We start from the raw sequence: 13845 nt of genomic DNA on the forward strand, positions 1-13845 counted from the left end.
GATGCTGGCCTACATCCTGCGCCGCCTGCTGCTGATCATCCCGACCCTGTTCGGTATCCTCATCATCAACTTCATCATCGTCCAGGCCGCACCCGGTGGCCCGGTCGAGCAGATGATCGCCAAGCTCGAAGGCTTCGAAGGCGCCACCAGCCGCATTGCCGGAGGTGGCGCCGAGGTTTCCGTGGCCGGCTCCAACTACCGTGGCGCCCAGGGCCTGGACCCGGCGCTGATCGCCGAAATCGAGAGCATGTACGGCTTCGACAAGTCGCCGCCCGAGCGCCTGTGGATCATGATCAAGAACTACGCCCGGCTGGACTTCGGCGACAGTTTCTTCCGCGATGCCAAGGTAATCGACCTGATCGTGGAGAAGATGCCGGTGTCGATCTCGCTGGGGCTGTGGAGCACGCTGATCATGTACCTGGTGTCAATCCCGCTGGGCATCGCCAAAGCCGTGCGCCACGGCAGCCACTTCGACGTGTGGACCAGCTCGGCGATCATCGTCGGCTATGCCATCCCGGCGTTCCTGTTCGCCATCCTGCTGATCGTGCTGTTCGCCGGTGGCAGCTACTTCGACTGGTTCCCGCTGCGTGGCCTCACCTCCAACAACTTCGACGAACTGAGCACCACCGGCAAGGTGCTGGACTACTTCTGGCACCTGGTGCTGCCGATCACCGCACTGGTCATCGGCAACTTCGCCACCATGACCCTGCTGACCAAAAACAGCTTCCTCGACGAGATCAACAAGCAATATGTGGTCACCGCCAAGGCCAAGGGCCTCAGCCGGCCAAGGGTGCTGTACGGCCACGTATTCCGTAACGCCATGCTGCTGGTGATTGCCGGGTTCCCGTCGGCGTTCATCGGCATCTTCTTCACCGGGTCGTTGCTGATCGAGGTCATCTTCAGCCTCGACGGCCTGGGCCTGATGAGTTTCGAAGCGGCCATCAACCGCGACTACCCGGTGGTCTTCGGCACCCTGTTCATCTTCACCCTGTTAGGGCTGGTGGTGAAACTGATCGGCGACCTGACCTACACCCTGGTCGATCCACGCATCGACTTCGCCAGCCGGGAGCACTGACATGGCCTTGTCCCCCCTCAACCGCCGGCGCTTCGAGCGTTTCAAGGCAAACCGCCGTGGCTGGTGGTCGCTGTGGCTGTTCCTGATCCTGTTCGGCCTGAGCCTGGGCGCTGAGCTGATCGCCAATGACAAGCCCGTTGCCGTGCGTTACGACGGTGAATGGTACTTCCCGGCGTTCAAGCGCTACCCGGAAACCACCTTCGGCGGCGAATTCCCGCTGGAGGCCAACTACAAAAGCCCGTACATCCGCGAACTGCTGGCGAAGAAAGACAGCTTCGTGCTGTGGGCGCCAATCCCGTTCAGCTATCAAAGCATCAACTACGACCTGCGCGTGCCCGCCCCCGCTCCGCCCTCGACCGATAACTGGCTGGGTACCGACGACCAGGGCCGAGACGTGCTGGCGCGGGTAATCTACGGCTTTCGCATTTCGGTACTGTTCGCCCTCATCTTGACGGTGGCCAGCTCCATCGTCGGCGTCATCGCCGGCGCCTTGCAGGGCTTCTATGGCGGCTGGGTCGACCTGGCCGGGCAGCGCTTCCTGGAAATCTGGTCGGGCCTGCCGGTGCTGTACCTGCTGATCATCCTGGCCAGCTTTGTGCAGCCTAACTTCTGGTGGCTGCTGGGTATCATGCTGCTGTTCTCGTGGATGAGCCTGGTGGATGTGGTCCGCGCCGAGTTCCTGCGCGGGCGCAACCTGGAATACGTGCGCGCCGCCCGTGCCCTGGGCATGCGCAACGGCGCAATCATGTACCGCCATATCCTGCCCAACGCCATGATCTCGACCATGACCTTCATGCCGTTCATTCTCACCGGCGCTATCGGCACCCTCACTGCCCTGGACTTCCTCGGCTTCGGCCTGCCCGCCGGTTCGCCATCGCTGGGCGAACTGGTAGCCCAGGGCAAGTCCAACCTGCAAGCGCCATGGCTGGGCATCAGCGCCTTTGCGGTGCTGGCGCTGATGCTGAGCCTGCTGGTGTTCATCGGCGAATCCGCCCGCGATGCCTTCGACCCGAGGAAGTGACATGAGTGAACAGAACCTGATCGAAGTGCGGGACCTGGCAGTGGAGTTCGTGACCGGGGACCAGATCAACCGGGTGGTAGACGGCATCAGCTTCGATATCCGCAAAGGCGAGACACTGGCGCTGGTGGGCGAAAGCGGCTCGGGCAAATCGGTCACCGCGCACTCGATCCTGCGCCTGCTGCCCTACCCCTTGGCCCGCCACCCCAGCGGCAGCATCCGTTACCAGGACAAGGACCTGCTGCAGCAGAACGAGAAGACCTTGCAGCGAATCCGAGGCAACCGCATCGCGATGATCTTCCAGGAGCCGATGACCTCGCTCAACCCGCTGCACTGCATCGAGAAGCAGATCAACGAAATCCTTTTGCTGCACAAGGGCCTGAGCGGCAAGGAAGCGACCGCTCGCACCCTGGAGCTACTGGATCTGGTCGGCATTCCCGAGCCGCACAAGCGCTTGAAGGCCCTGCCCCATGAGCTGTCGGGCGGGCAACGCCAACGGGTGATGATCGCCATGGCACTGGCCAACGAGCCTGAACTGCTGATTGCAGATGAGCCGACCACGGCGCTCGACGTGACCGTGCAGTTGAAAATTCTCGACCTGCTCAAGGAACTGCAGGCGCGCCTGGGCATGGCGCTGCTGCTGATCAGCCATGACCTGAACCTGGTGCGTCGCATCGCCCACCGCGTGTGCGTGATGCAGCGCGGGAAAATTGTCGAGCAAGCCGAATGTGCCACGCTGTTCAGCGCGCCACAGCACCACTACACACAGATGCTGATCAATGCTGAGCCCAGCGGGCTGCCGGCCCACAACCCGGTCGGCGCGCCACTGCTGGAGGTGGATGATCTCAAGGTGTGGTTCCCGATCAAGAAGGGGCTGCTGCGGCGCACGGTTGACCATGTAAAGGCCGTGGACGGGGTCAACTTCAGCTTGCCCCAAGGGCAAACGCTGGGGATTGTCGGGGAGTCCGGGTCGGGCAAGTCAACGCTCGGTCTGGCGATCCTGCGGCTGATTTCCAGCCAGGGAGGCATCCGTTTCCATGGGCAGGACTTGCAAGGGCTGAACCAGAAGGCCGTACGGCCGCTGCGGCGGGAAATGCAGGTGGTGTTCCAGGATCCGTTTGGCAGCCTGAGCCCGCGTATGTGCGTGGCGGACATTGTGGGCGAAGGGCTGCGCATTCACGGCATTGGCACCGCGCAGGAACAGGAAGCAGCGATTATCGCGGCCCTGGAGGAGGTAGGCCTGGACCCCCGCACACGCCACCGCTACCCCCATGAGTTTTCCGGCGGCCAGCGCCAGCGCATCGCCATTGCCCGGGCGCTGGTGTTGAAACCAGCACTGATTCTGCTGGATGAACCCACGTCAGCGCTGGACCGTACCGTGCAGCGGCAGGTGGTCGAGTTGCTGCGCAGTCTGCAGCAGAAGTACAACCTGACCTACCTGTTCATCAGCCATGACCTGGCGGTGGTCAAGGCGCTGAGCCACCAGTTGATGGTGATCAAGCATGGGCAGGTGGTTGAACAAGGGGATGCGCAGGCGATCTTCCATGCGCCGCAGCACCCGTACACGCGACAGTTGCTGGAGGCGGCGTTTTTAGAGGTTGAAGTTTCGTAGGGGTGCGTGTTTGCCTCGCTCCTTGTTGCACGTTGCAGATCCAGCGCCGCGCGGGCGGCGCTCGATTTACGCGACACCGCACCACCACCGGCCGGATTATCAGAAGTCAATGGTGCCGGAGAACTTCACCAGTCGCGGATCACCCTGGGTCAGGTAACCACCGTTAGCCGAGGCCCAGTAGTTCTTGTTGGTCAGGTTTTCCACATTCACCCGCAGGGTCAGGTCTTTCTCCGCTACCTTCAACTTGTAACGGGCACCGGCATCGAAACGGTTCCAGGTCGGCAAACTGACGTTGTTCGCCGCATCGACGAACTGGCCACCGGTGCGCAGCATCCTCGCATTCAGCGCCAGCCCAGGTACACCAGGCACGTCCCAGTCGACGCTGGCATTGAGCTGGAACGTCGGCACGCCAATGGCATGGTTGCCATCGTTGCTGCCGTTGGCTGTTTTTTTCTGCTCCGAGGTCATGCGCGTGCCGCCAGCCATCAGGCGCAGACCCTGGACCGGCTCGCCGAACAGGCTCAACTCCAGGCCTTTGTTGACCTGTTCACCGTCGCGAATGAAGACATTGTTCAACGTATAGCCGTCTGAAGGCTTCTCGATACGGAATACGCCCAGGTTCGCACCAAAGGTCTGTCGGTCGAACTTGATACCAGCCTCAAGCTGCTTGGTGCGGCCTGGCGGGAACATCTCGTTGGCATTGGACACATTGGCTGGCGCCGTTGGCCCCTGAGCCAGGCCTTCGATGCGGTTGGCATACAAGGAAATGCTGTCGGTGGCCTTGAACACGATGCCATACACCGGTGTGGTGATCGACTCCTCGTACGGGTCGCCTTTGCGGCTGCCGTCATTCGCCAGGTTGGCCTGCCCTTGAGAGGTCGTGCCATCGTAAGTATAGCTTTCCACCCGCAGCTGCTGCCGTCGCAAGCCGTAAGTCAGCAACAGGCGATCATCGAAGACGCCAATGGTGTCGGAAATGGCGATGCTCCGCGCGCGGGTCTTGCCGGTAACACCGGGGTCACCCATTTCGCCACCCGTGCTGGTGACAGTGCCCGGCTTGGCCTTTTGCACGCCGTCGTAGATGTTGGTGCTGACCGGCGAATAGAAGGTGTAGGCGTTTTCCGCCTGGGTCCACATGGTATTGGCCCCCAAGGCGATCTGGTGGCTGATCGGCCCGGTCTGCAGACGCCCATTCAGGCCAGTACTGAAGCTGGTGTTGTCTTCACCGTGCACGATGTCCGAAGGGGTCATCGTCGCTGCACCGCTGTTGCCGACCAGTACCGGGGTACCGTAGGTGCCCTGCTCGCGCGTGTGCCGGGCGCCGCCGGCGAGGTAGGCGGTCCAGTTGTCGCTCAGGTCCCATTCGCCACGGACCATGCCGAAGGTATCTTCCGACTCGCTGTAGCTCCAGCTCTGGCCATAGTTGTGGCTGGCGTCCGGCGCGGTCGGGGCCTTGGTCGTGGTACTGCCCAGGCGCACGGAATTGCGCAAATGGTTGATGCGCTGTTTCTGGTAGCCGATGTCAGTCGCCACGCGGAAGTTGTCGCCACGGTAGTCCAGGCCAGCGGTGAACAGCTTGGTGCGCTGGTCCTGGTCATCCACGGCAGTTTCACCTTCGCGCTGGCTGAGGTTCAGGCGCGCGCCGAAACGGTTGTCCTCACCGAAGCGCTGGCCGATATCCAGGTGCTCGCCAATACGGCCATCGGCGCTGATGTCCTGGGTGTAGCGGCGGGTCGGCTCATCACCGGCGCGCTTGGGCTGCAGGTTGACGTTGCCGCCCAGGCCCGTGCCGGTCGGGCTCACGCCATTGAGGAAGGCATTGGGCCCCTTGAACACTTCGACCCGCTCGACGCCGTCGGTGGACATGATCTGCCGCGGCAAGATGCCGTACAGGCCATTGAAGGAAATATCATCGCCGGCCAGCGGCAACCCCCGGATCACGAAGACCTTGGACTGGTTACCGAAGCCGAATGATTCACGCACCGAGGGGTCGTTGGCCAGGACGTCACCGATGTCTTCCGCCTGCTGGTCTTCGATCACCTTGGCGGTATAGCTGGTCATGGTAAAGGGCACATCCATGTAGTCCTGGTTACCCAGCACGCCCATTCGCCCGCCACGGGCCACCTGGCCGCCGGCAAACTCGTCGGGCAATGCGTCGGGGAGCGCTTTCAGGGCATCGGCGCTGACATCGGTCGCCTCCAGCTGGATCGGTTCGGCAGCCTGCGCCATCAGGGTTACGGAACAGCAGATCGCCAGTAATGCGGGACGCGAGGGGACACGGGAAGGCATGGGATAATTCCTGACAGCGCGGAGGATGTGAAACAGAACGCAAATGGTAATGCTTACCAAACACAAACATCAACCTGCGGCTGTGGCAAAGGGCCGCCACTTATCAGGATTTCTGATCACGATCGTCTTTCATCATCAGTCAGATCGGGCATACAGTCGCTGCTGTCACTCCTGCTTCAACGGTAGAGCCCATGCCCAGTCATCCACAAAAGAACGTCTCCCCTGCCCTTGAGCAGATGATCCAGCGCGCCAGCCTGCCCGGCCCCACGCTCAGCGAAACCCAGGCACATGCCTTGTTGCAGATGCACTACGGCGTTGCCGGTGGGTTGTCGGCACTGGGCAGCCAGCAGGACCTGAACTTCCGGGTCGATACGGCCCAAGGGCAGTTCGTACTCAAGGCCTGCCATGGCAGCTACGCAAAGCTGGAGCTGGAGGCGCAGCATGCCGCCCTCGCCTATTTGCGTGAACACGGCCTGTCGGTGCCTGCCGTACGTGCGGCGCACAGCGGCGAAAACTTGCTGGCCGTGGAGCTTGATGGCCAACCACTGCGCGTGCGCCTGCTCGACTACATCGAAGGTCAACCGTTGACGCGCCTCAAGCACATGCCGGCGCAGCTGATGGCCGAAATGGGCAGGCTGTGTGCGCGGCTCGACAGCACCCTGGCCGACTTCGACCACCCCGGCCTTGCGCGCACCCTGCAATGGGACCCGCAACACGCCCAGGCGTTGATCCAGCACCTGCTGCCCGTACTGGACAACAGCGAGCAACGCGCCCGCATCGAACACGCCACCGGCGTCGCCGCCCAACACCTCGCCCCGCTTGCCGAGCAACTGCCAAGCCAGGCCGTGCATCTGGACATCACCGACGACAACACCGTGTGGGCCCTTGACGGCGAGCGCCAGTGGCAGTTGCAAGGGGTGATCGACTTCGGCGACCTGCTGCGCACCTGGCGCATCGCCGACCTGTCAGTGACCTGTGCAGCACTGCTGCACCACGCCGAAGGCGACCCGCTGCGGGTCCTGCCGGCGGTCAGCGCCTACCAGGCGCTCAACCCGCTGACCGACGCCGAGCTGCGTGCCCTGTGGCCTCTGGTACTAAACCGCGCGGCAGTGTTGGTGCTGAGCAGCGCGCAGCAACTGGCCGTGGACCCGGGTAACCAGTACACCCGCGACAACGTGGCCCATGAGTGGGAAATTTTCGACACCGCTACCGCCGTGCCTTTCGCACTCATGCAAGCGGCCATCCTGCAGGCTGCCGGCGTGCAACCCGCCACGCCAGACCTGAACGGCTGCACGCCCCTGCTGCCCGAACTGGCGGGGCAACCTGTGACGCGCATCGACCTCGGTGTGCTCAGCAAGCATTGTGAAGCGGGCAACTGGGAGCAACCCGGCTTCGACCAACGCCTGCTAACCCTGCACCCTGCCCCGGCCTGCAGCCTGCACGGGCAGTATCGCCTGTCGCAAACCCATATCGACCGCCCCGAGGAGCCAGCCACCTGCGCCCTTGGCGTAGAGCTGCATGTAGCCAACGGTAGCGCGGTGCAAGCGCCGGCAGCGGGCACCTGGCATCGCCATGGGGATGGCCGTGGCTGCCTGCGCACCGCGCACTGGGCCTTGTGGCTGCAGGGTCTGGAAAATGCCCCGGCAAATGGCCTGGCCGTTGAACAAGGCCAGTCGCTGGGCATCAGCTGCGGTTTCCTCAGCGTGCAGCTGTGCCTGGACAACAGCATTCAGCCGCCATTCTTCGCCACCCCGTCCCAGGCTGCCGCCTGGCTGGCGCTGTGCCCGTCACCAGCCGCACTGCTGGGCTTCGATTGCGATGCCGATCCGCTGCCTGATCCGCAGGCCCTGCTGGCACGCCGCGATGCCAGCTTCGCCCGTTCGCAGAAGCACTACTACGCGCAGCCACCCCACATCGAACGCGGCTGGCGCAACTACCTCATCGACATGCAGGGCCGCTCTTACCTCGACATGCTGAACAACGTCGCGGTACTGGGCCATGGCCACCCCCGCATGGTCGCCGAGTCGGCACGACAGTGGTCACTGCTGAACACCAACTCGCGGTTTCACTACGCAGCCATCACCGAGTTCTCCGAACGGCTGCTGGACTTGGCCCCCGAAGGTTTCGACCGGGTGTTCATGGTCAACAGCGGTACCGAAGCCAACGACCTGGCCATCCGCCTGGCCTGGGCCTACAGCGGCGGGCGTGACCTGCTCAGTGTGCTGGAGGCCTACCACGGCTGGTCGGTGGCCACCGATGCCATCTCCACGTCGATCGCCGACAACCCGCAAGCCCTGGAAACCCGCCCGGACTGGGTACACCCGGTCGAAGCGCCGAACACCTTCCGCGGCCGCTTCCGCGGGCCCGATAGCGCCGCCGACTACCTGCAGGACGTCGACGCCAAACTGGCTGACCTCGATGCCCGTAACCGCCAGCTGGCGGGTATCATCTGCGAGCCGGTGTACGGCAATGCCGGGGGCATCTCGTTACCGGCCGGCTACTTGCGCGATGCCTACGCCAAGGTCCGCGCCCGTGGCGGGGTGTGCATCGCCGACGAAGTACAGGTGGGTTATGGTCGCCTGGGCGAATACTTCTGGGGTTTCGAGGAACAGGGTGTGGTGCCCGACATCATCACCATGGCCAAGGGCATGGGCAACGGCCAGCCACTGGGCGTGGTCATCACCCGCCGTGAAATCGCCGAGGCGCTGGAAGCCGAGGGCTACTTCTTCTCCTCGGCCGGTGGCAGCCCCGTCAGCTGCCGCATTGGCATGGCGGTGCTGGATGTGATGCAGGAAGAAGGCCTGTGGGACAACGCCCGCGACACCGGCCGCTACTTCAAGGCCCGCCTGCAGGCGCTGGTCGACAAGCACCCGCTGGCTGGCGCGGCACATGGCTCGGGCTTCTACCTGGGGCTGGAGCTGGTGCGCGATCGCACAACCCTGGAGCCGGCCACCGCAGAAACCATGACGCTGTGCAATCGCCTGCGTGACCTGGGCATCTTCATGCAGCCGACCGGCGACTACCTGAACATCCTCAAGATCAAGCCACCAATGTGCACCACCCGGGCGAGCGTGGACTACTTTGTCGACAGCATTGACCGGGTGCTGGGCGAAGGGCTGTAGAGATCTGGGTGAGGCTGGAGCGTTGGCCCTTGGAAGTTCGTCGCCTGTGAGATCGAGCGCCGCCCGCGCGGCGCATCGCGAGCTGTGCTCGCTCCTACATTAGTTTCTGGCCAGTAACGCTTGTGACAAGCGCGCGCGACCGCCTTGCTCGTACGACGCAATACTGAGTCATACACCAAAGCGTTCGCGCGCAAGTGCCCCAGGTATTATTGGCCCGAAACAAACGTAGGAGCGAGCGCAGCTCGCGATGCGCCGCGCGGGCGGCGCTCGATCTCACAAACACCGAATACTTCAAGCCCTACCCTTGGCAATTCCATCCATTACTATTCGCTCACAGCGCCCCAACATCAGGTTCACCGACCATGGCCTTCTCCAGCGACTCCCTGGCAACTTTCCTCGCGGTGCTGGATGCCGGCTCGTTCTCCGCCGCAGCGCGCAAGCTGGGCCGTGTGCCTTCGGCCGTGAGCATGGCAATCGCCCAACTGGAAGCCGAGCTGGACCTGCCGCTGTTCGACCGGGCCACACGCAAAGCCTTGCCCACCAGCGCCGCCCTGGCGCTGGAGCCCCAGGCCAGGCAGGTGATCTGCCAGCTCAACCTGCTGGATGCCCAAGCCCTGCAATTGCACCAAGGCCTGGAAAAGCGCCTGACCATCGCCATGGCGCCCGAGCTGCAGACCGGCCGCTGGAGCCAGCCACTGGAGACCCTCGCCCAAGCGTTTCCCAGCCTGGAAATCGAGGTACGTTCGGCCACCCAGACCGAAGCCATTCGCCTTTTGCATGACGGCAGTGTGCAACTGGCACTGGTGTTCGAGCGGCCTGGCATCGACGAACGTGAGTCGTTCCTCGAAGCCGGTAGCCAACTGCTGGTGGCCGTCGCTTCACCACGCCATCCGGCCGGGCAGAATAGCGGCACGCCATTGCCTGAGGAGGCCTTTGCCGAACAACGGCAGATCATCGTAGCCTCAGGCAAGGCCACCGGCTCGGACCCACGCATGGTGCTGTCGCGGCGCATCTGGCTGACCGACAGCTACCTGGCCACGTTGGACCTGGTGCAGTCCGGGCTGGGCTGGGCCTACCTGCCGCAGCCGTTGGTTGAACCGCTGATTGCTTCGGGTGCACTGGCAGAAGTGAGGTTCGACAACATGGCCAGCCGCCTGCGCTTATGGGTGGACATCATCTGGATCAAGTCACGGCCGCTGGGCCTCGGTGCCAGGCGTTACCTGGAGGTCACGCGCCAGCTCTTCGAGAAGGAGCCACCCAGAGCCTGACGCCCCTTGCGGACGTAACTGCCCGCGATCAACGGCACAGCCAGTATGCTGCCGCAAGGGGGAGTTAGATGGGCGGCGCCACCAACCTGTACCCCACCCCTGCCTCGGTGATGATAAACCGTGGCGCCGTGGGGTCATCGCCCAGCTTCTGCCGCAGATGCCCGACCACGATCCGAAGGTAGTGGGTATTCTCCACATGGGTAGGCCCCCAGACATCCTTGAGCAGTTGCTGCTGGGTAATCACCCGCCCTGGGTGCCCGGCCAATAGCGCCAGCAAGGCATACTCCTTGCGCGTCAACGCCACCTCCACACCGTCGAGGGTTACCCGGCGAAAGGCAAAATCCACGGTCAACGGCCCAAAGCTGGCTGCCACTTCCGAGCCCCCGGCCTGTGGCACCTGGCGTAGCAAGGCCCGCACCCGCGCCAAAAATTCCTGGATGCCAAACGGCTTGGTCACGTAATCGTTGGCCCCGCCGTCCAGCGCATCCACCTTCTGCACCTCACTGGCGCGCACCGACAGCACCATCACCGGCACCGCGCTCCATTCGCGCAGCTCTCGCAGCACCTGCTGGCCGTCCATGTCCGGCAGGCCCAGGTCGAGCACCACCAGGTCCGGCTTGCCCAGAGCAGCCTGGGCCAGCCCTTCCTGGCCGGTAGCAGCTTCGAGCACCTTGTAGCCCTGCGAGGCCAGGCTGATGCGCAGGAACTTGCGGATCTGCGGTTCATCGTCGATGACCAACAGCGTGGCGGACTGGCTCATGGGGTTTCGCTTTCGGCTTCAGGTTGAGGGGGTAGCGGCAAGCATAAAGTGATGCCGGTGCCCTGGCCATCGATGCCTTCGCCCACCAGAATCTGCCCGCCATGGGCGCCGATCATGCCCTGGCAGATTGCCAGGCCCAGGCCTGTGCCCTGCCCGCCGCGGTCACCACGGGCAGCGGTATAGAACATGTCGAAGATCTTCTCGCGGTCGGCGACCGGAATGCCAGGGCCCTGGTCGCTGACGGTAAAGCGCAACTGGTCTTCATGCACGGCCACTTGCAGCTCAAGCCGACCATTGCCCGGGGAGAAGCGTGCGGCGTTTTCCAGCACGTTGACCAGCGCCTGTTCGATCAGTGCCGCATGCACGAACAGCAAGGGCAGCTCGGCCGGCACGTCGGTGTGCACCCGCAGCGGCGCCAGCACCACGCGCAAGCGGTTGAGCGCACTGCCAACGATGTCGGCCGGGGCTACCCAGTCGCGTGCAAGCTTGAGGCCACCATGGCCCAGGCGGGTCATGTCCAGCAGGTTCTGGATATAGCGGTCGAGGCGTTCGGCCTCGTTGCGTGTGCCCTCCAACAGCTCACGGCGGTCTTCAGGCGGGATCGCTTCGCCCAACGCCAGCAGGCTGTCGATACTGCCGCGCATGGCGGTCAACGGCGTGCGCAGGTCGTGGGAGACAGACGCCAGCAAGGCGCTGCGCAGCTGCTCGGTTTCGCCATGCAGGCGCGCAGCCTCCAACTGCTCGGCCAGGCGGGCGCGGGCCAGGGCCTGAGCCAGTGGCTGGCCAAGGGCCGTCAGCAGGCGCCGGCGTGGGTCGTTGAGCGGCTGCCCGTTGCGCGGGCGCACCCCCAGCAGTGCCAAAGGCTGTTCGTCCACCGCCAGCGGCCACCACCACCAGCGGCCATTGGGCAAGGTGTCGCTGCCATGGCCAGCGGCCTGGCCGTGCTGCCAGGCCCAATCGGCGGCAGCCCGTTCGGTGTCGCTGAAGGCGTGGGCTTCGCCGCTGGCCACCTGCAGCTGGCCTTCGGGGTTGCGCTCCAGCAGGCACACCTGCATGTCCTGCCAGCCGTCCAGGTGCTGGCCCGCAGCGCTGAACACGGCCTGGCGGTCGGTGGCCACGGTCAGTCGGCGCGACAGGTCGAGCAACTGGCTGGTCTGCGCCTGGGTTTCGCGTAGCGCCTGCAACTGCCGGCGCTGGCGTGCAGCCAGATTGCCGGTAAGCGCGGCCATCAGCAGGAAGAACACCAGGGTCAGCACGTCTTCTTCGCGCTGGATGCTGAACGAGAAATTGGGTGGAATGAACAAAAAATCGTATGTCAGGAACGATAGCGCGGCGCACGCCAGCGCAGGCCCCAGGCTGCTGCGCACCGCCACCAGCAACACCGCAGCCAGAAACACCAGCGAGATGTTGGGCAGCGCCAACACACTCGACACCGCCCAGGCCAGCCCCGCCGCCATGACCGTGGCCAGCAGCGCCAGCAGGTAGTGGCGCCACACCCACACCCGCCGCACCGCCGACCGCGGTGCTTGCGGCTGCACGTCGCGGTCCAGCACGTTGATTTCCAGCCCATGGCTTTCGCGCAGCAGCCGCGCAGCCACACCGGCACCGAACAGGCGACGACGCAGGCGGTCACGGGACTGCCCCACCAGCACCAGGCTGGCCCGCCGTTCGGCGGCATGCTGGATCAACGTGCGCGCCACTTCGCCAGCCCTTAGCAGCACCACCTCGCCGCCCAGGCGCTCGGCCAGCTGCTGCGCGGCCTGCAAGCGGTGACGCGCGGTTTCGTCGCGCAAGCGGCCGTTGTCCACATGCACCAGGCTCCAGGGCAGGTGACGGCGTTGCGCCACGCGGCTGGCATGGCGCACCAGGCGTTCGGCCTGGTCGTCGCCGTCCACGCCTACCAGAAGCCGCCCGCGCAAGGCCGGGGCCTCTTGGCCACGCTGGCGATAGCCGTCGGCGAGGTCGGCATCGACCTGTGCGGCGGCAGTTTGCATGGCCAGTTCGCGCAAGGCGGTGAGGTTGGTTTGCGAGAAGTACGCATCGATGGCCGCCCGCGCTTGCTCGGGCACGTAAACCTTGCCTTCACGCAGGCGTTCGAGCAGTTCGCGGGGTGGCAGGTCGATCAGCACCAGTTCGAAGGCTTCCTGCAGCACCCAGTCCGGCAGGGTTTCACGCACCTGTACGCCAGTGATGTCACGCACCTTGTCGTTGAGGCTTTCCAGATGCTGGACGTTGACCGTGGTGTACACGTCGATGCCAGCGGCCAGCAGTTCCTGTACGTCCTGCCAGCGCTTGGCGTGGCGGCTGCCGGGGGCATTGGTGTGGGCCAGTTCGTCCACCAGGGCCAGTTTTGGCGCGGCCTTGAGCAGGCCGTCGAGGTCCATTTCTTCAAGGGTGACGTCGCGGTACTGGCTGCGCAGCAGAGGTTGCTGCTGGAGACCTGCAAGCAGCGCTTCGGTTTCCGCGCGGCCGTGGGTTTCGACAACGCCTGCCAGTACCTGCACGCCCTGGCGTTGCTGGGCGTGGGCGGCCTGGAGCATGGCGAAGGTCTTGCCCACGCCGGGCGCGGCGCCAAGAAACACCTTCAGCCGGCCCCGGCCGGTGCGCGGGAGGTTAGCCAACAGCGCATCTGCGCGGGCGGAATCACTCATGTTTCATCCTTTGCTATTTCAGGGGCAAGCACCGTACCTGTGGGAGCGGG

General features: G+C 64.3%; 8 protein-coding genes. 5 read left to right on the forward strand and 3 right to left on the reverse strand.

Going from position 1 to position 13845, the window contains the following annotated elements:
- The first annotated feature begins 1 nt into the window (after window position 1).
- Genes ACK1VC_RS22120 through ACK1VC_RS22130 form a run of 3 tightly spaced genes read left to right on the forward strand, consistent with a single transcriptional unit; the run spans window position 2 to window position 3705 of the window.
- A complete protein-coding gene (locus tag ACK1VC_RS22120) occupies window positions 2-1075 on the forward strand; it encodes a microcin C ABC transporter permease YejB (protein WP_191086808.1) in 1074 nt (357 codons plus the stop codon).
- A gap of 1 nt (window position 1076) precedes the next feature.
- Window positions 1077-2096, forward strand: coding sequence for an ABC transporter permease (locus ACK1VC_RS22125; RefSeq protein WP_449118045.1), 1020 nt, complete (start codon window positions 1077-1079; stop codon window positions 2094-2096).
- Window position 2097: 1 nt separating this feature from the next.
- Window positions 2098-3705, forward strand: a complete 1608-nt coding sequence (locus tag ACK1VC_RS22130) for an ABC transporter ATP-binding protein (RefSeq protein WP_102689787.1) — start codon at window positions 2098-2100, stop codon at window positions 3703-3705.
- 99 nt (window positions 3706-3804) lie between these two features.
- On the opposite strand, the gene ACK1VC_RS22135 is transcribed toward ACK1VC_RS22130, so the two are convergent.
- A complete protein-coding gene (locus ACK1VC_RS22135) occupies window positions 3805-5994 on the reverse strand; it encodes a TonB-dependent receptor (protein ID WP_191086809.1) in 2190 nt (729 codons plus the stop codon).
- Between the two features lie 191 nt (window positions 5995-6185).
- Here ACK1VC_RS22135 and ACK1VC_RS22140 point away from each other — a divergent pair, with 191 nt between their 5' ends.
- Window positions 6186-9116, forward strand: a complete 2931-nt coding sequence (locus ACK1VC_RS22140) for an aminotransferase (RefSeq protein ID WP_191086810.1) — start codon at window positions 6186-6188, stop codon at window positions 9114-9116.
- A gap of 362 nt (window positions 9117-9478) precedes the next feature.
- The gene (locus ACK1VC_RS22145) at window positions 9479-10384 is read left to right on the forward strand and encodes a LysR family transcriptional regulator (RefSeq protein ID WP_023047871.1); all 906 of its coding nucleotides are present in this window, start codon (window positions 9479-9481) and stop codon (window positions 10382-10384) included.
- 64 nt (window positions 10385-10448) lie between these two features.
- On the opposite strand, the gene ACK1VC_RS22150 is transcribed toward ACK1VC_RS22145, so the two are convergent.
- Together ACK1VC_RS22150 and ACK1VC_RS22155 are read right to left on the reverse strand one after the other, a co-directional pair.
- A complete protein-coding gene (locus tag ACK1VC_RS22150; protein ID WP_016488252.1) occupies window positions 10449-11144 on the reverse strand; it encodes a response regulator in 696 nt (231 codons plus the stop codon).
- Window positions 11141-13795 (reverse strand): sensor histidine kinase, encoded by a 2655-nt coding sequence (locus tag ACK1VC_RS22155; protein ID WP_016488253.1) that lies wholly within the window; start codon window positions 13793-13795, stop codon window positions 11141-11143. Before ACK1VC_RS22155 ends, ACK1VC_RS22150 begins: the two co-directional genes overlap by 4 nt.
- Between the last annotated feature and the right edge of the window lie 50 nt (window positions 13796-13845).

The sequence above is a fragment of the Pseudomonas sp. XP2 genome (genome assembly GCF_053557975.1).